At 68.3% G+C, this 19,174-nt stretch carries 17 protein-coding genes; 10 read left to right on the top strand and 7 right to left on the bottom strand.

The features are described from left to right. Positions 1 to 195 precede the first annotated feature (195 nt). Positions 196 to 1,854: an IclR family transcriptional regulator gene (locus BLA15945_RS10300; RefSeq protein ID WP_174992243.1), complete on the bottom strand. Its 1,659-nt coding sequence runs from the start codon at positions 1,852 to 1,854 to the stop codon at positions 196 to 198. Positions 1,855 to 2,031: 177 nt separating this feature from the next. On the opposite strand from BLA15945_RS10300, the gene BLA15945_RS10295 reads away from it, so the two are divergent. From BLA15945_RS10295 to BLA15945_RS10285, 3 genes are all read left to right on the top strand, one after another. Beyond that, positions 2,032 to 2,991 (top strand): MBL fold metallo-hydrolase, encoded by a 960-nt coding sequence (locus BLA15945_RS10295; protein ID WP_174992242.1) that lies wholly within the window; start codon positions 2,032 to 2,034, stop codon positions 2,989 to 2,991. 183 nt (positions 2,992 to 3,174) lie between these two features. Further along, positions 3,175 to 4,539 (top strand): MFS transporter, encoded by a 1,365-nt coding sequence (locus tag BLA15945_RS10290; protein WP_174992241.1) that lies wholly within the window; start codon positions 3,175 to 3,177, stop codon positions 4,537 to 4,539. A gap of 86 nt (positions 4,540 to 4,625) precedes the next feature. Then, a complete protein-coding gene (locus BLA15945_RS10285) occupies positions 4,626 to 5,987 on the top strand; it encodes an MFS transporter (RefSeq protein WP_174992240.1) in 1,362 nt (453 codons plus the stop codon). A 70-nt stretch (positions 5,988 to 6,057) separates the two neighbouring features. Here BLA15945_RS10285 and BLA15945_RS10280 read toward each other — a convergent pair whose 3' ends face one another. The 3 genes from BLA15945_RS10280 to BLA15945_RS10270 form a co-directional block, all read right to left on the bottom strand. Beyond that, positions 6,058 to 7,845: a sensor domain-containing diguanylate cyclase gene (locus tag BLA15945_RS10280; RefSeq protein WP_174992264.1), complete on the bottom strand. Its 1,788-nt coding sequence runs from the start codon at positions 7,843 to 7,845 to the stop codon at positions 6,058 to 6,060. A 232-nt stretch (positions 7,846 to 8,077) separates the two neighbouring features. After that, the gene (locus tag BLA15945_RS10275) at positions 8,078 to 8,482 is read right to left on the bottom strand and encodes a nuclear transport factor 2 family protein (RefSeq protein ID WP_059240666.1); all 405 of its coding nucleotides are present in this window, start codon (positions 8,480 to 8,482) and stop codon (positions 8,078 to 8,080) included. Positions 8,483 to 8,523: 41 nt separating this feature from the next. Next, the gene (locus tag BLA15945_RS10270; RefSeq protein WP_174992239.1) at positions 8,524 to 9,324 is read right to left on the bottom strand and encodes an SDR family NAD(P)-dependent oxidoreductase; all 801 of its coding nucleotides are present in this window, start codon (positions 9,322 to 9,324) and stop codon (positions 8,524 to 8,526) included. Positions 9,325 to 9,456: 132 nt separating this feature from the next. Between BLA15945_RS10270 and BLA15945_RS10265 the strand changes: the two genes are divergently transcribed. Both BLA15945_RS10265 and BLA15945_RS10260 read left to right on the top strand, forming a co-directional pair. Beyond that, positions 9,457 to 10,416: a GlxA family transcriptional regulator gene (locus BLA15945_RS10265; RefSeq protein ID WP_059241000.1), complete on the top strand. Its 960-nt coding sequence runs from the start codon at positions 9,457 to 9,459 to the stop codon at positions 10,414 to 10,416. Positions 10,417 to 10,492: 76 nt separating this feature from the next. After that, positions 10,493 to 11,641 (top strand): epoxide hydrolase family protein, encoded by a 1,149-nt coding sequence (locus BLA15945_RS10260; protein WP_059240664.1) that lies wholly within the window; start codon positions 10,493 to 10,495, stop codon positions 11,639 to 11,641. Between the two features lie 93 nt (positions 11,642 to 11,734). Here BLA15945_RS10260 and BLA15945_RS10255 read toward each other — a convergent pair whose 3' ends face one another. Continuing rightward, positions 11,735 to 12,226: a 2,4'-dihydroxyacetophenone dioxygenase family protein gene (locus tag BLA15945_RS10255; RefSeq protein WP_174992238.1), complete on the bottom strand. Its 492-nt coding sequence runs from the start codon at positions 12,224 to 12,226 to the stop codon at positions 11,735 to 11,737. A 168-nt stretch (positions 12,227 to 12,394) separates the two neighbouring features. Here BLA15945_RS10255 and BLA15945_RS10250 point away from each other — a divergent pair, with 168 nt between their 5' ends. The 3 genes from BLA15945_RS10250 to BLA15945_RS10240 are packed head-to-tail and all read left to right on the top strand — an operon-like array spanning position 12,395 to position 14,497. Next, positions 12,395 to 12,865, top strand: a complete 471-nt coding sequence (locus BLA15945_RS10250; protein WP_174992237.1) for a MarR family winged helix-turn-helix transcriptional regulator — start codon at positions 12,395 to 12,397, stop codon at positions 12,863 to 12,865. A gap of 37 nt (positions 12,866 to 12,902) precedes the next feature. Further along, positions 12,903 to 13,244: a hypothetical protein gene (locus BLA15945_RS10245; protein ID WP_174992236.1), complete on the top strand. Its 342-nt coding sequence runs from the start codon at positions 12,903 to 12,905 to the stop codon at positions 13,242 to 13,244. After that, positions 13,241 to 14,497 carry an MFS transporter gene (locus BLA15945_RS10240; protein WP_059240660.1) on the top strand — a complete coding sequence of 419 codons (1,257 nt, stop codon included), beginning with the start codon at positions 13,241 to 13,243 and terminating at the stop codon, positions 14,495 to 14,497. Before BLA15945_RS10245 ends, BLA15945_RS10240 begins: the two co-directional genes overlap by 4 nt. A 126-nt stretch (positions 14,498 to 14,623) precedes the next feature. Here BLA15945_RS10240 and BLA15945_RS10235 read toward each other — a convergent pair whose 3' ends face one another. Next, the gene (locus tag BLA15945_RS10235) at positions 14,624 to 15,574 is read right to left on the bottom strand and encodes a LysR family transcriptional regulator (protein ID WP_059240659.1); all 951 of its coding nucleotides are present in this window, start codon (positions 15,572 to 15,574) and stop codon (positions 14,624 to 14,626) included. Positions 15,575 to 15,679: 105 nt separating this feature from the next. On the opposite strand from BLA15945_RS10235, the gene BLA15945_RS10230 reads away from it, so the two are divergent. Then, positions 15,680 to 17,035 carry an aspartate aminotransferase family protein gene (locus BLA15945_RS10230; protein ID WP_174992235.1) on the top strand — a complete coding sequence of 452 codons (1,356 nt, stop codon included), beginning with the start codon at positions 15,680 to 15,682 and terminating at the stop codon, positions 17,033 to 17,035. 47 nt (positions 17,036 to 17,082) lie between these two features. After that, complete coding sequence (locus BLA15945_RS10225; protein WP_059240658.1) at positions 17,083 to 18,600, top strand: CoA-acylating methylmalonate-semialdehyde dehydrogenase; 1,518 nt, start codon at positions 17,083 to 17,085, stop codon at positions 18,598 to 18,600. 119 nt (positions 18,601 to 18,719) lie between these two features. Here BLA15945_RS10225 and BLA15945_RS10220 read toward each other — a convergent pair whose 3' ends face one another. Next, on the bottom strand, positions 18,720 to 19,094 hold the full coding sequence (locus BLA15945_RS10220; protein WP_059240657.1) for a COG4315 family predicted lipoprotein: 375 nt from the start codon (positions 19,092 to 19,094) through the stop codon (positions 18,720 to 18,722). Positions 19,095 to 19,174 lie beyond the last annotated feature (80 nt).

Raw genomic sequence — 19,174 nt, 5'->3', positions numbered from 1 at the left:
CCTAATCATAGCGAAACATCACCGCCTTGTGAAATGCGATTTCGTTATATGAGAATTACTGATACTTTATGTTGCTGCCACGCAACATGAATATTGGCTGCCTTTGCGTGATGCACAGGCGTGCCGAGGCCGTGCCGGCACGGCCTCGCGGGTAGAAAGAATGGGGGAGTCGAGTGTCGGGGAAAGGGCGCGCGATTACCGGCCGATCCACCCGAACCGCCAGGACAGCCGCCGCGCCGCGGCCAGCAGCGTCTGCGCCAGGTCGCTGTCCGGCCCGCGCGGGAAGCCGCGCGACGAGCCGATGATCGCGATCACGAGCCGGATGCTGCCGGTGTGATCGAACACGGGGGCCGCGACCGTGCCGATGCCCGGCACCGGCGCGTCGAACGCGAAATCGAGTTCATCCGCGCGGATCGCCGCGAGCCGCGCGCGGAACGCGGCGTCGTCGGGTGCGGCGCGGCTGCCCGCGAGACGCACGGGTTCGTTGGCAAGCAGGTCGGCCAGCACGTCGTCGGACATGCCGGACGCAAAGATCCGGCCGATCGCCGTGTTGACGAGCGACATCACGGTGCCGACCTGCAGGCTCACGTGCTGCGGCCGCGCCGATTCTTCCAGACGAATCACCGTCGGGCCGAGGGGGCCGAGCGTCGCGGCGGCGACACTCATGTCGGTCGCGCCGGCCAGCGCGACGATCTCGGCTTCCGCGTCGCGCGTCGGCGACACACGCTGCATCGCGATCAGGCCGAGCGCCTGCGCGAGCGGGCCGCCATCGAAGCAGCCGGCGTCGTCACGGCTCAGCAGCCCGATCTTCTGCAGGCTGACCAGATGCGGAAACGCCTTCGCGGCCGGCATGCCGGCTGCCGCGGCGAGATCGCGCAGCGGCAGCGCACGGCCCGCCGACACCAGCGCGAGCAACAGTTCGCCGGTGCTGTCGAGCGCATTGATCCCGCGCTGCGCCTTCGCGTCGTCGGCCAGTGCCGGTGGCACGCGAGTCGCGCCCGCCGCCGGCGCGGGCGGCGGTTCGGCCGGATTCGACCTTTCCGCGCCGAGCGACGCGGTGGCCTGCCGTGCCGCTTCGCGCAAGGCTGTCGCGATCGGACCGTCCCAGCCGACATCGATCGACCCGCTCGAACCGATTACCGTCAACGCAAGCTGCAGGCGGCCGTACGCGTCGAAAACGGGCACGCACATCGCGCTGACGCCGGGGCTCGGCCGGTCGATGCTGCGTTCGATGCCGCGCGCGCGGATCGCATCGCGTTCGGCCCGTTGCGCGTCGGCGTCCGGCGCGGCGTGCCCGCCTTCGGCACCGGCAAGCGTCGCGCCCGCGCCGGCCTGACTGGCCGCCATCGCGTCGAGTTGCGCGGGATCGCCGAATGCGCGGAACACGCGCCCGGTCGCCGTCGTGTCGAGCGACATCACCGAGCCGACGTGCAGGTTCACGTGCAACGGATAGCCGCCGTGCTCGATGCGCACGATCGTCGGGCCGAGCGCGCCCGGCACCGACAGCGCGACGCTCAGCCCCACGGCTTCCGCGAGTTGCACCGCGTGCGGCAGCGTCGCGCGGTAGGCCGGCTGGCGCTCGATCGACATCAGCCCGAGCCGCAGCGACAGCGGGCCGGGCTCGTAGTTGCCGGTGAGCGCATCGCGCTTCACGAGCGCGAGCCGCGTCAGGCTGACCAGATAGGTGTGCGCCTGCGCGGTCGACAGATCGGCCGCCGCGGCCAGCTCCGACAGCCCGAGCGGCTTGCGCCGGCGCGCGAGCGCGTCGAGCAGCCGTCCGCCGACCTCGACGCTCTGGATCCCGCGCTGCGCCTTGGGCGCCGCGTCGTCTGCGCTGACTTCGTGGTTCTGCACGCGATGATTCTTCCGTTGACGAAACCCCGCATGGTATCCGACGCCATTTACCGCGCCAGCCCGCAGGTTTACCCGCATTAAACAATAGCAAGCGTATTTGCCATTGACAAATATTCGGTGCGGGCAGATGATCCGCTCACTCCCCTCAACACATGGCTCGCAGCCACGGAACGCAACATGGCCAAAGCATTCGCCTCCCAAGCCGATCTGGAAGAGAAGAAAGTCACCTGGACGAAGCTGTCCGAGAACGCATACGCGTATACCGCCGAAGGCGACCCGAACTCGGGCGTGATCATCGGCGACGACAGCGTGCTGATCGTCGACACGACCGCGACGCCCGCGATGGCGCAGGACCTGATCGCGAAGATCCGCAGCGTGACCGACAAGCCGATCAAGCACGTGGTGCTGTCGCATTACCACGCGGTGCGCGTGCTCGGCGCATCCGCGTATTTCGACGAAGGCGCGCAGCAGGTGATCGCGAGCCGCGGCACGTACGAGATGATCGTCGAGCGCGGCGAGGCCGACATGAAGTCGGAGATCGAACGCTTCCCGCGCCTGTTCGCCGGTGTCGAGACGGTGCCGGGGCTGACCTGGCCGACGCTCGTGTTCGAGCGCGAGATCACGCTGTTCCTCGGCAAGCTCGAAGTGAAGATCATGCACGTCGGCTCGGGCCACACGAAGGGCGACACGATCGTCTGGCTGCCGTCGCAAAAGGTGCTGTTCTCGGGCGACCTCGTCGAATACGACGCCGCGTGCTATTGCGGCGACGCGCAGCTCGAACAGTGGCCGGCCACGCTCGAGGCGCTGCGCGCGCTCGGCGCCGAGAAGCTCGTGCCCGGCCGCGGCCCCGCGCTGCTGAACCCGGCCGAGGTCGACAAGGGCCTCGACTACACGAAGGATTTCGTCACGACGCTGCTCGCACAGGGCCGCAAGGCCGTCGAGCGCAATCTCGACCTGAAGGCGGCGATGGCGCTCACGCGCGAAGCGATGGACCCGAAGTTCGGCCACGTGTTCATCTACGAGCACTGTTTGCCGTTCGACGTGTCGCGCGCCTTCGACGAGGCGAGCGGCATCGCGCATCCGCGCATCTGGACCGCGCAGCGCGACAAGGACATGTGGGCCGCGCTGCAGGACTGAGCGGCACACGGCGGCGGGGCGTTCACCTGAACGCGCCGCCGTTTCCCTGAAGGCTGCGGCATCCGTGGCGGCAGAGCGCCGCGGTGCCGGCAGCCGTATCCGGTCTCACAAGAAAGCAGGGCGCATGCACGCCCTCGGAGACTGCTGCGCGCTCGACATCGCGCGGCCCGTTTGGAGAGAGACATGCCCCAATCGCTTCCCGCCGAAGCGACGCTCGCGCACGCGGGTGCTTCGGCGCCGACTTCCGTATCCGCATCCGCATCCGAATCCAGCGACGCGCAGCTGTTCCGCAAGATCGCGTGGCGGATCGTCCCGTTCCTGTTCCTCTGTTACGTCGTGTCGTTTCTCGACCGCATCAACATCGGCTTCGCGCAGCTGCAGATGAAGCACGACCTCGGCTTCAGCGATGCGATGTACGGTCTCGGCGCGGCGGTGTTCTACGTCGGCTACGTGTTCTGCGAAGTACCGAGCAACATGCTGCTCGCCCGCTTCGGCGCGCGCCGGACGTTCACGCGGATCATGCTGCTGTGGGGCATCGCGTCCACCGGGATGATGTTCGTGTCGCAGCCGTCGCATTTCTACGTGCTGCGCTTCCTGCTCGGCGTGTTCGAGGCCGGCTTCTTTCCCGGCATCGTGCTGTACCTGACCTACTGGTTCCCGGCGAACCGGCGCGCGGCGGCGATCTCGGTGTTCTTCGCGGGCGTCGCGGTGGCCGGCGTGCTCGGCGGCCTGATGTCGGGCTGGATCATGCGCGACATGAGCGGCGTGCTCGGGCTGCACGGCTGGCAATGGATGTTCGCGATCGAAGGCGCGCCGGCGATCCTGCTCGCGTTCGCCGCGTTCACGTTCCTCGTCGACCGGCCGCAGGACGCCGCGTGGCTCACGTCCGATGAAAAGGCGCGCGTCGCGGCGCTGTGCGCCGAAGGCCGCGGGCACGGCAGCGCGCACGACGGGCGCAGCGTGATGGCCGCGCTCGCGAATCCGCGCGTGTACCTGTTCGCGTTCATCTATTTCTCGCTGACCTGCGCGTCGCTGACGCTCAACTTCTGGATGCCGCTGATGATCCGCGACTTCGGCGTGACCGACGTCGTCGCGGTGAGCCTCTACACGGTCGTGCCGAACGCGGTCGGCGCGGTCGGGCTGGTGCTGATCGCGCGCCGCTCGGACCGCACCGGCGAGCGCCGCAAGCACTTCGCGTGCTGCACGATCGGCGGCGGCCTCGCGCTCGCGGCGCTGACGCTGCACCTGCACAGCTTCGCGGCGATGCTCGCGTGCCTGTCGATCGCGGCGACGCTGATCTTCGCCGCGCTGCCGATCTTCTGGTCGGTCCCGACCCGTTACCTGTCGGGCAACGCGGCCGCGGCGGGGATCGCGCTGATCAGCAGCATCGGGATCACGAGCGGGATCGTCAGCCCGTGGGTCATCGGGATGATCCGCACGCGCACCGGCAGCATGGATCTCGCCGTGTACCTGCTGGCCGCGCTGCTGGTGGCCAGCGGCGCGGCGCTGATGCTCGGCGTGAAGGGCGAGGCCGCACAGCGGGGCTGAGCGAACCGCGGCCGGTCGCTGCGCGCGGGCCGCGGCAACCGGCGCTTCATGTCCGTCCGCATCCGAATCCATCGAGGAGACGATCGATGTCAGCCCCTCTTCAAGCGCACGCCGCACCGGCCGTTGCGTCCGGTGCCGGTTCCACGGACGCGACCGGCGACGATGCGCTGTACCGTCGTATCGGCCGGCGGATCGTGCCGTTCCTGTTCATCTGCTACATCGTGTCGATCCTCGATCGCAGCAACATCGGTTTCGCGCAGTTGCAGATGCGGCAGGACCTCGGACTGACCGATGCGATGTACAGCCTCGGCGCGGTGCTGTTCTTTGTCGGCTACGTGCTGTTCGAGGTGCCGAGCAACGCGCTGCTGCGCCGCTTCGGTGCGCGCCGCACGTTCGCGCGGATCATGTTCCTGTGGGGCGCGGTGTCGGTCGCGATGATCACCGTCGACAGCGCGAAGCACTTTTACGTGCTGCGTTTCCTGCTCGGGCTGTTCGAGGCCGGGTTCTTTCCGGGCGTGGTGTTCTACCTGACCTACTGGTATCCGGCGCGGCGGCGCGCGTCGGTGCTGTCGATCTTCTATGCGGGCGTCGCGGTGGCCGGGATGGTCGGCGGCCTGCTGTCGGGCTGGCTCATGCGCGGGATGTCCGGCGTGATGGGGCTGCACGGCTGGCAATGGATGTTCGCGATCGAGGGCGCGCCCGCGATCCTGCTCGGCGTGATCGCGTGGTTCTGGCTGTGCGATCGTCCCGAGCACGCGCACTGGCTGTCCGACGCCGATCGCCGGCAGCTCGCGGCCGACCTGGCCGCCGACCACGCCGGCACGGGCACGCAGGCGCCGCGTTCGCTGCGGCAGGTGCTGGCCGAACCGCGCACGTACCTGTTCGCGTTCATCTATTTCTCGCTGACGACCGCGCTGCTGATGCTGCTGTTCTGGATGCCGCTGATGATCCGCGAATTCGGCATCCACGACGTCGTGCAGATCAGCCTGCTGTCGGTCGTGCCGAACGCGATCGGCGCGGCCGGCCTGATCGCAATCGCGCGGCGCTCGGACCGCAAGCGCGAACGGCGCCGGCACTTCGCCGCGTGCGCGGTCGGCGGCGCGGTGGCGCTTGCGCTGCTGACGCTGCACCTGCCGAGCATCGTCGCGATGATGGCGCTGCTGTCGATCGCGGCGATGCTGATCTTCGCCGCGCATCCGGTGTTCTGGGCCGTGCCGTCCGCGTATTTCTCGGGCGCCGGCGCAGCGGGCGGGATCGCGCTGATCAGCAGCATCGGCGTGTCGAGCGGGATGATCACGCCCTGGCTCGTCGGGCTGATCCGGACGCGCACCGGCAGCATGGATCCGGCGATGCTGATGATCGCGGCGTTGCTGGCCGCATGCGCGGCCGCGATGCTGCTGGGCGTGCCGCGCGACGACACGGGCGCGCGAGCGGACGCACCGCATTGACGGGCAGGTTCGGCGCGCGGGCGGCGGCGCGTTGCCGTCGTGCCGTTCGCGGCGAAGGCGCGCGACACGGCTACCCGCGATAGACCTCGATCCGGTTGCGGCCGCGCTCCTTCGCGAGATAGAGCGCCTTGTCGGCGCGCGACAGCGACTGGTACGCGCCGAAGTCCGACGCGCGCATCGCATCGATGCCGATACTCACGGTCAGCTCGACCTGCTGATCCTCGTGCATGAGCCGCGCCTGCATCGCACGCTGCTGCACGCGCCGCGCAAAGGCGAGCGCCGTCTCGAGATCGGACCGCGGCAGCACGATCGCGAACTCCTCGCCGCCGACCCGGCCGACGACGCAGCCCGGCGCCGTTTCCGCGAGCAGCAGCCGCGCAAAGTGCCGGAGTGCGCGGTCGCCGAGCGGATGTCCCCAGCGGTCGTTCAGCGCCTTGAAGTGATCGAGGTCGAGCATCAGCACGGCGGCAGGCAGGCCGGTCGCGCGCATGTCGTACAGCGCGGCTTCGCTTTGCCGCATGAACGCATGGCGGTTCGACAACTGCGTCAGGTGGTCGGTCGTCGCCATCCGGTGTAGCTCGGCTTCGATGTGCTTGCGCTCGGTTGCATCGGTGATGAAGCCGTGCCACACGGTGCCGCCGTCCGCCATGCGCTGCGGGCGCGCATCGCCTTCGCGCCAGCGCAAGCCCTGGCCAGGCAGCAGCACGCGATATTCGAGCCGCCACGGCGTCAGTTGCACCGACGATTCGTGCAGCGACTGCCGATAGGCGACCAGGTCGGCCGGATGAATGCGCGTCTCGACCGCTTCCGCGTTGCGGGCCAGCTGCCCGGGCGTCAGTTCGTAGATGTCGCCCGCTCCCGCGCTGGCGTAGGAAAAGAAGCGGTGTCCGCCAGCCGTCTGCCGCAACTGGAACACGAGCCCGGGAACCTGGTTGGTGAGGTCGGTGACGAGCGCGGCCGAATCGCGCAGTCGCTCGGCGAGCTCGCGCAGCGCGGTGACGTCGGTGGTCGTGCCGACCATGCGCAAGGCCCGGCCGTAGCCGTCACGGGCGATTACCTTGCCGCGGCTGCGGATCCATTTGTAGCTGCCGTCCTTGCAGCGGATGCGGTGCTCGACCTCGTAGCTGTCGGTCCGGCTCTCGAAGTGCGCGAGCATCGTGGCTTTCACGTCGTCGACGTCGTCCGGATGCAGCCGTTCGTACGCCTCCTCGATCCGGTTGCTCAGTTCGTGCGGCGCATAGCCGAGCATCGCCTTCCACGCCGGCGAGTAATGAATCTCGCCGGTTGCGACGTTGCGGTCCCACACGCCGGTGCCGCTTTCGGTCAGTGCGAGCGTCGTCAGCGTGCTGTGCTCCTCGACGACGGCGAGCCGTTCGCGCATCGCGGTTTCCGCGAACGCGCGGGCGAGCGCATGTCCGGCGAGCCCGGCGAGGTCGCGCAGCAGCGCGGATTGCGCGGCGTCGAGCGTCAGGCGGGTGTCGTTGACGATGCCCAGCAGCAGCGTGCCGGGCGACAGGCCGTCGGGGGCGGCCAGTTCGCAGGCCGCGACGATCCGCGGTGCGCAAGGCATCCCGTCGTCCCGTTGCGGAATGTGTACGGCGTGCCGTCTTTCCGTAGACGAATGCGGTTCGATGTGCGGTGGAAAAAGATCGGCAGGAAGCGGGGCGGGCAACGTTCCATCGGCCGCCAGCACGCGTGGCATGCCGGCTTCGGCATGCGCGACGAACGCGCCGGACGCGCCGAAGTGCGCACGCGCGACGCGGCAGACGGTTTCCAGTTCGGGCAACGGCGGAAGGGCCGGCTGGCTGTCGGCGTCGCGCGCGGCGGCCGGCGCGTCGCCGGCCCCGGTGATGAACATACGGAGCCGCATGGTCGAATTCCGCAATGAACGATTGCGCTCGTGATCGGACGAGTGCCGATCGAATGTGACTGCCTGGGGACTGCAATCGCAGAGCTTACTGTTGTGCGGAATGCGTGGCAAGCGAAGCGGAATCGGCTTGCGGCATCGCGCATTGGCGCCGGTCGGGAGCGAATCTGAGGGGTGCGGGCGGCAGCTCGCCGCCCGCATCGTTTGCGCGCGACCGGCGCTGTCAGCGCCGGGCCGGAAACGTGTCGCCGAACATCGGATATCCGCCGGCCGATTCGTCGCGCGCCGCTTCGTCCTGCAGTACGTCCCAGTGCTCGACGAGCCTGCCGTTCTCGACCCGCAGGATGTCCACCGCGATCAGCGCAACCGCGCTGGCCGCATGCGTGTAGCGGCTATGCACCCAGACGAAGTCGCCGTTGGCGGCCACGCGGTCGTATTCGAAACGCAGGCCGGGCATCGACGCGACCAGGCCGAACAAGCCGTCGCGCCCGGCCGGCACGTGCCGGCTGTGCTGGATGTAATCGTCGGCCCAGAATTGCGCGGCGCGATCGTAGTCCTTCCGGTTGAACAGCGTATCCAGCGCTTCGAGAACGAGGGCCGTATTCTTTTCTTCCAGTGCCGTGGTCATGACGCGTGCTCCCAGTGTCTGATCGGATCGGGGGGGCGGCGTCAATGCGTCGTCGCGTAGCGCGGCGCGGGCGTATCGGCCGACAGGTGCGGCACCATCGTGCGGCGTGCGGCCTCGTAGACATCCCATTCGTGGCCCGCATGCAACGGCGGGATCGTCACGAGTTCGCCGCGATCGAAGCCGACCAGCGCGGCATCGACCATGTCCTGCGCGGTCATCACGATTTCCTTCGGCAGGTGTTCGAGCGGCAGGCCGCCCGTCTGCCAGAAATCGGTGGCCGTCGCGCCGGGCAGCACCGCTTGCACCTGCACGCCCTTGCCGGCGAGTTCGTGATGCAGCGACTGGCTGAACGCGAGCACGAACGCCTTGCTGCCGCCGTACACGCCGTTCAGCGTTTCCGGCGAGATCGCGACGATCGACGAAATGTTGATCACGGCGCCGCGGCCGCGGGCGACGAAGCCGGGTACGGCCGCGTAGGTCAGGCGCGTGAGTGCGGTCACGTTCAGGTCGATCATCCGCGTCATCGCGTCGACGTCGCTGTCGAGCAGCGGCGCGTGCGTGCCGATGCCCGCGTTGTTCACGAGCAGCGTGATGCTCGCGTCCTGCTTCAGTTTCGCTTCGACGGCAGCGAGCGCCGCACGGTCATTGAGGTCCGCGTCGACGATCTCGACACTGCGCTGCGTGTCGTTCGTGATGCGCTCGGCGAGCGCGCTCAGCCGGTCGCGGTTGCGCGCGACCAGGATCAGGTCGTAGCCGCGGCGCGCGAGGCGGTCCGCGTAGACGGCGCCGATGCCCGACGATGCGCCGGTAATGAGGGCGGTACCGCGATGTGCTTGCGTCATGATGTGCTCCGTTTCGGTGGGAATGGCCGGATGGCGTGAAGGCATTCTGGTCTCGAACCGTTGCGACACAAATGACGTAGATGGGTATGATTCAGGACATCGGGCCGACCGACCCGGAACCGGAGAATGCACATGCACCGAATCGGCTTTCTGATCAGCGACGGCTTCCAGATCATGGCGCTCGCCGCGCAATCGGTGTTCGAGTACGCGAACATGGGCATGAACGAGCCGTTCTACGCGATCGACAATTATTCCGTCGAAGGCGGCGACGTGCGCTCGTCGCTCGGGCTGTCGGTTGCCACGCGTGCGCTGCGCGGGCGGATCGACGTCGATACGTGGATTGTCGCGGGCGTCAACGATCCGTTCGCCGCGCCGGCGCCGCCCGGCGTCGTCGCGTACCTGCGCCGTGCGAATGCGCGCGCGCGGCGGATCGCCGGGATCTGCACGGGCGCGTTCGTGCTGGCCGAGGCCGGGCTGCTCGCGCAGCGCCGCGCGACCACGCACTGGGCGTATGGCCGCGACATGCAGCGGCATTACCCGGAGATTCGCGTCGAGGAGGACCGGATCTACATCGTCGACGGCCCGATCTGGACCTCGGCCGGAATGACGGCCGGCCTCGACCTCGCGCTCGCCATGGTGGAAAAGGATCTCGGCGCCGATGCCGCGCGCTCGGTCGCGCACAAGCTCGTGATGCACCAGCGCCGCGCCGGCGGCCAGTCGCAGCATTCCGAAATGCTCGATCTCGCGCCGAAATCCGACCGGATCCAGAACGCGCTGAACTACGCGCGGCAGAACCTCGGTCGCGCGCTGACCGTCGAGGATCTGGCCGAGGCCGTCCATCTGAGTCCGCGCCAGTTCAGCCGGGTGTTCACGTTGGAAACGGGACAGTCGCCCGCGAAGGCGATCGAACGGCTGCGGCTCGAATCGGCGCGGTTGATGATCGAACAGAGCCGCCATCCGCTCGACGTGATCGCGAAGGAGAACGGTTTTCGCGATCGCCGGCACATGCGCGAGGCGTTCGTGCGCGGATTCGGCGTGCCGCCGCAGGCGATGCGACGCGACGCGCGGGTGGACGAGCGGGAAACGGGCTGACGCCCGCCGGTGCGGGACGCCAGCGCAGGTCGGAAAAATCGAGCAGAATCCCCGGCATGCTTCCCGAGGAGACACCATGCACGCCACGCCGTTCGACATTGCGATACCCGATCACGCGCTAGACGACCTGCGCCGGCGCTTGCGCGACCGTCGCCCGCCGACGCTGACACCCGCTGAGCCGTGGCAGCAGGGGGTGGACGGCGCATGGCTGCGCGAACTGGTTGCGTACTGGGCCGAGCGATTCGACTGGCGTGCAGTGGAGCGTGCGCTGAACCGGCTGCCGCAGTTCGTCGCGGATGCAGGCGGGCAGCGCGTGCATTTCATCCATCGGCGCGGGGCGGGACCGAACCCTTATCCGCTTGTCATCACGCACGGCTGGCCGGGCTCCGTGTTCGAATTCGACGCGCTGATCGATCGCCTGTGCGATCCCGCGGCATTCGGCGGCGATCCTGGCGACGCGTTCGACGTCGTCGTGCCGTCATTGCCCGGCTTCCTGTTTTCGCCCGCGCCGGCAGCCCCGGGCATGTCGGCGCTTCAGGTTGCCGACTGCTGGGCGGCGTTGATGTCCGGCCTCGGCTATCGACGCTTCGGCGCGCAAGGCGGCGATCTCGGCGCAGGCGTGTCGATCGCGCTCGGTGTGCGACATGCCGACCGGGTGGACGGCATCCACCTGAATTACCTGCCCGGTAGTTTCGAGCCGCCGGCCGACGCGGCGTTGCCGCTGACCGAGGACGAACGGGCCTTCGTGACGCAGCGCGGCGAGTGGGCCGCGCTGGAAGGCGGATACGCACATGTGCACACGACGAAGCCGCAGACGCTGGCCGTCGCGCTCAACGATTCGCCGGCCGGGCTGGCCGCATGGATCGCCGAGAAATTCCGCGCGTGGAGCGATTGCGACGGCGATGTTGCACGGCGGTTTTCGTTCGACACGCTGCTGACCGGAATCTCGCTCTACTGGTTCACCGGCTGCATCGGTTCGTCAATGCAGATGTATTGGGAGAACCGGCTGCAGCCGATACGCTTCGCGGCCGGGCAACGCATGGCGGTACCCGTCGCGTTCGCGCGCTTTCCGAAGGAAATCAGCCGCCCGCCGCGCAGCTGGCTCGAACGCGTGTTCGACGTCGCGCAATGGAGCGACATGCCGGCCGGCGGCCATTTCGCGGCAGTGGAAGAGCCGGACCTGCTGGCCAGCGATATTCGGCGTTTTTTTCGGCGCTTTCGGTGATGCGCGGGGCGGCCGGCGCAGCGCATCGGCCGTCATCCGCACCACGGGAAGCGCCGGCGCCACGCGGGTCGTGACGCGACGCAGACGCCTGCGTTACCGCGTGACGAACGGCGCGGCGGCGTCCGGCGCCGTCCGCGCATGCTGGCGCTGGCGCAGCAGCGCGACGCGGCAGTTCTCGCGCGCCGTTTCGCGACCCTCATCGTCGAGCAGCACGAGATCGCCGCGCATCACGTTCAGCGTGATCACGTCCTCGCCCGGCGCGCCGAGCGTTTCCGGCGTATGCACCGAGCCGGCCGGTTCGAGCACCGTCGAGCCGGCGTGCGCGATCCAGTCGTATTCCCGGTAGCGCCACGCCCCCTGCAGCGTATGGACGAACACCTCGCCGTCGTGACGGTGGCGCGGCAGCGTGCCGCCGGCCGGCATCTTCAGCAGCGCGGTGAGCGTGTCCTCGGCCGCATTGATGTGCAGGTACTTGATCGCGAGCCCCGGCAGATCGGCGCTCATCGGCAGCCACGGCAGCGCATCGCCGGGCAGGCACGAGATCGGCGGCAGGTCGGTGGAGAGCGGGGCGGACGGCTGCGTCATGGCGGAAGGCGGAGCGGAAATGGGGAGCCCGCATTATCGCAGAGCCGGATCGCGCGGCCGAGCGCGCCGGTTCGCATCGGCGCGGGCACAGCCGGCGGCATGATCCTTACAGTCTGAAATGTGCAGTCAAACTGTACAGTTAAACTGTCGATATGCTATCGTGGCGCCATGAACACGCGATCGCCCCCCGCCGAAACGCTCCCCTTGGCCGGTCTCGCCGGCGAACTCCGCATCTCGGTCGGCAAGCTGATGCGACGCATGCGGGAGCAGACCCACCCGAACGACATCACGTCTTCGCAGAAATCGGTGCTGTTGCGGCTCGACCGCGACGGTCCGGCAACCGTGTCGGCGCTCGCACGCGCCGAAAGCGTCCGCCCGCAGTCGATGCGCGTGACGGTCGCGACACTCGAGGCGCTCGGCGCCGTCAGCGGCGCGCCGGATCCGACCGACGGCCGGCAGACGCTGATCGCGCTCACGCCCGGCTTCCGCAAGGTGCTGCAGGCCAATCGCGCGGCCAAGGACGACTGGCTGTTCCGCGCGCTGCACGCACAACTGTCGGCGGCGGAGCAGGCCGAGCTGGCATCGGCCGTGAAGCTGCTGCAGCGGCTCGCCGAATTCCAGGACCCGGCGCGCTCGTGAACCGTATCGATCCGCTCGACGAAAGGGCATCCCGAACATGAACCTCCTGCACCTCGTGTCGTACTTCTTCGGCGGCGCATTCCTCGCGAACGTCGTGCCGCATCTCGTCAGCGGGCTGCGCGGCGAGCCGTTCCAGACGCCGTTCGCGAATCCGCCCGGGCGCGGGCTGTCGTCGTCGGTCGTGAATGTCGTGTGGGGTTTCGTGAATCTCGCGATCGGCTACGTGCTGGTCTGCCGGGTCGGCGCATTCGACCTGAAAACCACTGCCGACGTGGCCCCGCTCGGCCTTGGCGGGCTGGTGCTCGGCCTGTATCTCGCGCGGCACTTCGGCGCGCTGCACGGCGGCAACGATCCGGAGCGGGAACGGGAGCGGCCATGAGCGTGCCGGCGGCGGGCGTGTTCCGCTCACTTCGCAGTTTCAACTATCGCGTGTGGGCGATCGGTTCGCTGGTGTCGAACATCGGCACCTGGGTTCAGCGCACCGCGCAGGACTGGCTCGTTCTCACGCAGCTCACGCATCACGACGCATCGGCCGTCGGCACGGTGATGGCGCTGCAGTTCGGGCCGCAGTTGCTGCTGTTGCCGTGGACCGGCTACGCGGCCGACCGCTTCGACCAGCGCAAGCTGTTGATGGTGACGCAGGGGCTGATGGGCGTGCTGGCGCTGTTACTCGGCGCGCTGACCGTCGCGGGCGTCGCACAGCTCGAACACGTGTACGTGTTCGCGTTCCTGTTCGGCTGCGCGTCGGCGTTCGATGCGCCGGTGCGGCAGACCTTCGTCGCGGAACTGGTCGGCGACCGCGAACTCGCGAACGCGGTCGCGCTCAATTCGACGTCGTTCAACGCTGCGCGGATGATCGGCCCGGCGGCAGCCGGGTTCATGATCGCGTCGGTCGGCACCGGCTGGGCGTTTGTCGCCAACGGGCTCAGCTTCTTCGCGGTGCTGGCGTCGCTGCTGCTGCTCCGCGAGGACGAACTGCGCGCGAACCTGCGCGCGGGCCGCTCGCGCGGCGGCCTGCTCGACGGGTTCCGCTACGTGTGGCGGCGCGACGACCTGAAGGCGATCCTCGTGATGCTGTTCCTGATCGGCACGTTCGGGCTCAATTTCCAGCTGTTCATCTCGACGATGGCGGCCAGCGTGTTTCACGTCGATGCGCGCGGTTTCGGCGTGCTGTCGTCGATGATGGCGGTCGGCACGGTGTCGGGCGCGCTGCTCGCCGCACGCCGCGAGCAGCCGCGCTTCCGCCATCTGTGGTTCGGCGCGGCGCTGTTCGGGCTCGGCTGCACGCTCGCCGCGCTGGCGCCGGGCTACTGGCTGTTCGGGGCCGCGCTCGTGCTGACCGGGATCGCCGCGATCACCTTCATGAACTCGACCAACAGCCTGATGCAGCTGTCCACCGAACCGGAGATGCGCGGCCGCGTGATGGCGCTGCGCCTCGCGGTCGCGCTCGGCGGCACGCCGATCGGCGCACCGGTCGCGGGCTGGGTCGCAAACCATCTCGGCCCGCGCTGGGCGCTCGGCGTCGGTGCCGCGTCCGGTTTCGCCGCGGCGCTCGTCGCAACACATTTCGTGAAGCGCACCCGTGCGCAAGCACGGGCCGACGGCGCGCTCGACCGGTTCGACGGCGTGTGACCGGGTGTCAGGGTGTCCGGGCACGGCACCGCGAGGGGCAGCCGCCGCGCTGCGCAGTCCGTTGACGACCGGTCGCGCGATGGCGTACAGCGAAGGGCCGGGAGCCCGATTCGTCGCGTGAATCGTCTACGCCGCCGGCCGCGCCGCCGCATGCGCGGCTTCGAGACAAGACTGGAACAGCAGCGCGGCCCGCGACGGCCGCGGCGAGCGCCGCAGCAGGCTCACGAACCGGCACCGGTAATTGAACCGCTGCGGCGCGATCGGCTGCATCAGCCCCTTGTTTTCGAAACTTTCCGCGTAATGGTCGGGCAGGAAGCCGAGATAGCGGCCCGACAGGATCAGCGTCGCGATCGATTCCTGGTCCGACGCGGTCGCGCTGCGCGTGAGCTTCGCGCGATGGCTCAACTCCATGTTCGGCGAATGGAAGCCGAGCCCGGCGAACGCGTGGTTGCGGATCGTCGTCCACGTGAGCTTGCCGTGCGGCGCATCGAAGAGCGGATGCTGGCGGCCGCAGTAGAGCAGCATCCGTTCGTCGAACAGGTCCGCATACTCGAGGCTGCCCGAGTTGCGGTGCGCGGGAATGATCCCGACCTGGTAACTGCCGTCGATGATGCCGCGCTCGACCTCGTTGATCGACGCGACATGCAGGTTCAGTGCAACGTCGGGCGCTTCGTCGGCGAACTGGCGGATCGCGTCGCCCAGGCGCGCGTTCACGTTGGTGGCCGTCTTGTCGAACACGGCGATGTGCAGTTCTCCGCCCATCTTGTCGTGAATGCCGTCGATCCTGCTGCGAAATGCCTCCATCGACGCGAGTAGTCGCAGCGTTTCCTCGTACACCGTCTGGCCTTCCGGCGTCAGCGTGAAGCCGGCGCGGCCGCGCCGGCACAGCACGAGGCCGAGGCGCGTTTCGAGATCCTTCACGTGCCGGCTGATCGTCGAGATGCCGATATTCAGTTCCAGTTCGGCCGCGGCCATCCCGCCGCACTGCACGACGCCCTTGAAGACCCGCAGCAGGCGGAGATCCATGTCGCTGAGCTGCCCGAGCAGCGCGCGGCTCTTCGGTTTCTTTGCTTGCATAGTTGAGCAAGTGAACATTGATATTGCGATATTCAAAAGACTAATTGGCGTCCCGACAATGTGCAACATCAACACAAGGAGGAGGGGCGCGCCGCGCCGACCGACATGACCGACATCACCACCGCCCAGCACGACGACACGAACCTCCGCACCGACGCCGCGTGGCTCGACGCGCACTGGATGCCGTTCACGGCCAACCGCCAGTTCAAGGCCGATCCGCGCATGATCGTGTCGGGCCAGGGCGCGTATTACACGGATGGCGAAGGCCACAAGATTTTCGACGGCCTGTCGGGCCTCTGGTGCACGGGCCTCGGTCATGGCCGCACGGAAATCGTCGAAGCCGTGAGCCGCCAGGTCGCTCAGCTCGACTACGCGCCGGCATTCCAGTTCGGCCATCCGAAATCGTTCGAACTGGCGAACAAGATCAAGGAGCTGACGCCGGCCGGCCTCGACTACGTGTTCTTCACGGGCTCGGGTTCGGAAGCGGCCGACACGTCGCTGAAGCTGGCCCGCGCGTACTGGCGTGCGAAGGGCAAGGGCACGAAGACGCGCCTGATCGGCCGCGAGAAGGGCTACCACGGCGTGAACTTCGGCGGCATCTCGGTTGGCGGGATCGGGCCGAATCGCAAGCTGTTCGGCCAGGGCCTCGACGCCGATTTCCTGCCGCACACGCAGCTCGCCGAGAACAAGTTCTCGCGCGGGATGCCCGAGCACGGCGCCGAGCTGGCCGACCGCCTGCTCGAGCTGATCGCGCTGCACGACGCATCGAACATCGCGGCCGTGATCGTCGAGCCGTTCTCCGGCTCGGCGGGCGTGGTCGTGCCGCCGAAGGGCTACCTGAAGCGCCTGCGCGACATCTGTACCGCGCACGACATCCTGCTGATTTTCGACGAGGTCATCACGGCCTTCGGCCGCGCCGGCGCGATGACGGGCGCCGACGCGTTCGGCGTGGTGCCGGACATCATGAACTTCGCGAAGCAGGTGACGAACGGCGTGCAGCCGCTCGGCGGCGTGATCGCGACGAAGGAGATCTACGACACGTTCATGGCCGCAGGCGGCCCCGAGTACATGCTCGAGTTCCCGCACGGCTACACGTATTCGGCGCACCCGGTGGCGTGCGCGGCCGGCGTCGCGGCGCTCGACCTGCTGGTGAAGGAAGACGCGGTGGCCCGCGTGCGCGATCTCGCGCCGCATTTCGAGGCGGCCGTGCACGGGCTGAAGGGCCAGCGCCACATCGCGGACATCCGCAACTACGGGCTGGCTGCCGGCCTGACGATCGCGGCGCTGCCGGGCGAACCGGCGCGGCGCCCGTACGAGATCGCGATGCGCTGCTGGGCGAAGGGCTTCTACGTGCGCTACGGCGGCGACACGATCCAGCTCGCGCCGCCGTTCATCGCCGAAAAGCGCGAGATCGACAACCTGGTCAACGCGCTGTCCGACGCACTGAACGAAGTGGACTGAGCCGCAGCTCGCCCCGCGATAACCGAATTCACGAAAGAGCCTCAACGATGAAACACGACAGCAATGTGACCTCCACCATCGGCCACCTGATCGACGGCAAGCGCGTCGACGGCGGCAGCCGCGTCCAGCCGGTGTTCGACCCGGCCACCGGCGAATCCAACAAAAGCGTCGCGCTTGCCGACCAGCTGACCGTCGAAGCCGCGATCGCGTCCGCGCAGGCCGCGTTCCCGGCGTGGCGCAACACGCCGCCGCTGAAGCGCGCCCGCGTGATGAGCCGCTTCAAGACGCTGCTCGAGGAGCACGCCGACGAGCTGTGCGCGCTGATCACCGCCGAGCACGGCAAGGTGCTCGCCGATGCAATGGGCGAACTGCAGCGCGGGATCGAGAACGTCGAATACGCGACCTACGTGCCCGAGCTGCTGAAGGGCGAGCACAGCAAGAACGTCGGCCCCGCGATCGATTCGTGGAGCGAATTCCAGGCACTCGGTGTCGTCTCCGGCATCACGCCGTTCAACTTCCCGGTGATGGTGCCGCTGTGGATGTGGCCGATGGCCGTCGCCTGCGGCAACACGTTCGTGCTGAAGCCGTCCGAGCGCACGCCGTCGTCGACGCTGCGCATGGCCGAGCTCGCGCTCGAAGCCGGCCTGCCGCCGGGCGTGCTGAACGTCGTGAACGGCGACAAGGAAGCGGTCGACACGATCCTGACCGACCCGCGCGTGAAGGCGGTGAGCTTCGTCGGCTCGACGCCGATCGCCGAATACATCTACTCGACCGGCTGCGCGCACGGCAAGCGCGTGCAGGCGCTCGGCGGCGCGAAGAACTTCGCGGTCGTGATGCCGGACGCCGACATCGGCAATGCGGTGAACGCGCTGATGGGCGCCGCGTACGGTTCGTGCGGCGAGCGCTGCATGGCGATTCCGCTGGTCGTCGCGATCGGCGACGAGACGGGCGACAAGGTCGTCGCGGGGCTGAAGGCCGAGATCGAGAAGATGAAGGTCGGCCCGGGCAACGGCGCGGGCGTCGACATGGGCCCGCTCGTCACGCAGCAGCATTTCGAGAAGGTGACGGGTTTCGTCGAAGCGGGCGTGGAAGCCGGTGCGACGCTGGTCGTCGACGGCCGCAGCGTGAAGGTCGACGGCCACGACGGCGGCTACTACCTCGGCCCGTGCCTGTTCGACAACGTGAAGCCCGGCATGCCGATCTACCAGCACGAGATCTTCGGGCCCGTGCTCGGCGTAATCCGCCTGAAGTCGCTCGACGAGGCGATGGCGCTGATCGATGCGCACGAGTACGGCAACGGCACGTGCCTGTTCACGCGCGACGGCGAGGCCGCACGCTACTTCGGCGACAACATCCAGATCGGCATGGTCGGCATCAACGTGCCGCTGCCGGTGCCGGTCGCGTACCACTCGTTCGGCGGCTGGAAGCGTTCGCTGTTCGGCGATCTGCACGCATACGGCCCGGACGCCGTGCGCTTCTACACGAAGCGCAAGACGATCACGCAGCGCTGGCCGTCGGCCGGCGTGCGCGAAGGCACGGTGTTCAGCTTCCCGTCGAGCCGCTGACGCGCGAGCCGGCTGCGTGCAGCCGGCCGGACGTGCCAAGCCGCGAAGGCCCGCTTCGATCGACGATCGGGGCGGGCTTTTTCATGTCTGCCCGGACAGGGCGGAAGGCAGCAGGACGCTTACGGTGCCGCAACGTGCCACATGTTCTTGAAGTTGTCGCCGTTGCGGTCGCCCTGTTTCATGTCTTTCGAGAAGAAGTACAGCGGCTTGCCCTTGTAGGCCCATTGCGGGCTGCCGTCGTCGCGCTTGACGATCGTGTAGGGGCCGACCGGGACGTCGGTCGCGCTGGCCTTGTACGGCGGCCAGAAGGATTCGCACTGGCCCGTGCAGGCGCTGGTGCCGGCGTTGGGCTTGTCGTGGTCGAACGTGTAGACGGTCATCCCGTTTGCGGCGACGAGCGCGCCGTTTTCTTCCTTCGTGATGGAACCCTGGGCCATCGCCGAAGCGGATGCAATGGCGAGCAGAGCGGAGCTGACGAGCAGCACGGCTTTCATGTGTGCCTCCTGGTTATCCGGTGGGCGGTGCGATCGTGTGCACGGGCGAGCATGCGCAGGGATCGCGATGAATGGTGCCG

Origin of the sequence: Burkholderia arboris (genome assembly GCF_902499125.1) — a bacterium.
GTDB lineage: Bacteria > Pseudomonadota > Gammaproteobacteria > Burkholderiales > Burkholderiaceae > Burkholderia > Burkholderia arboris.
This window is presented reverse-complemented; position numbering and strand designations above follow the sequence as displayed.

Coding starts and splice junctions, on each gene's coding strand:
- BLA15945_RS10260 (WP_059240664.1), top strand. CDS start 10,493: ATGCACGCCACGCCGTTCGACATTGCGATACCCGATCACGCGCTAGAC.
- BLA15945_RS10220 (WP_059240657.1), bottom strand. CDS start 19,094: ATGAAAGCCGTGCTGCTCGTCAGCTCCGCTCTGCTCGCCATTGCATCC.
- BLA15945_RS10265 (WP_059241000.1), top strand. CDS start 9,457: ATGCACCGAATCGGCTTTCTGATCAGCGACGGCTTCCAGATCATGGCG.
- BLA15945_RS10250 (WP_174992237.1), top strand. CDS start 12,395: ATGAACACGCGATCGCCCCCCGCCGAAACGCTCCCCTTGGCCGGTCTC.
- BLA15945_RS10255 (WP_174992238.1), bottom strand. CDS start 12,226: ATGACGCAGCCGTCCGCCCCGCTCTCCACCGACCTGCCGCCGATCTCG.
- BLA15945_RS10270 (WP_174992239.1), bottom strand. CDS start 9,324: ATGACGCAAGCACATCGCGGTACCGCCCTCATTACCGGCGCATCGTCG.
- BLA15945_RS10290 (WP_174992241.1), top strand. CDS start 3,175: ATGCCCCAATCGCTTCCCGCCGAAGCGACGCTCGCGCACGCGGGTGCT.
- BLA15945_RS10225 (WP_059240658.1), top strand. CDS start 17,083: ATGAAACACGACAGCAATGTGACCTCCACCATCGGCCACCTGATCGAC.
- BLA15945_RS10280 (WP_174992264.1), bottom strand. CDS start 7,845: ATGTTCATCACCGGGGCCGGCGACGCGCCGGCCGCCGCGCGCGACGCC.
- BLA15945_RS10230 (WP_174992235.1), top strand. CDS start 15,680: ATGACCGACATCACCACCGCCCAGCACGACGACACGAACCTCCGCACC.
- BLA15945_RS10240 (WP_059240660.1), top strand. CDS start 13,241: ATGAGCGTGCCGGCGGCGGGCGTGTTCCGCTCACTTCGCAGTTTCAAC.
- BLA15945_RS10275 (WP_059240666.1), bottom strand. CDS start 8,482: ATGACCACGGCACTGGAAGAAAAGAATACGGCCCTCGTTCTCGAAGCG.
- BLA15945_RS10245 (WP_174992236.1), top strand. CDS start 12,903: ATGAACCTCCTGCACCTCGTGTCGTACTTCTTCGGCGGCGCATTCCTC.
- BLA15945_RS10235 (WP_059240659.1), bottom strand. CDS start 15,574: ATGCAAGCAAAGAAACCGAAGAGCCGCGCGCTGCTCGGGCAGCTCAGC.
- BLA15945_RS10295 (WP_174992242.1), top strand. CDS start 2,032: ATGGCCAAAGCATTCGCCTCCCAAGCCGATCTGGAAGAGAAGAAAGTC.
- BLA15945_RS10285 (WP_174992240.1), top strand. CDS start 4,626: ATGTCAGCCCCTCTTCAAGCGCACGCCGCACCGGCCGTTGCGTCCGGT.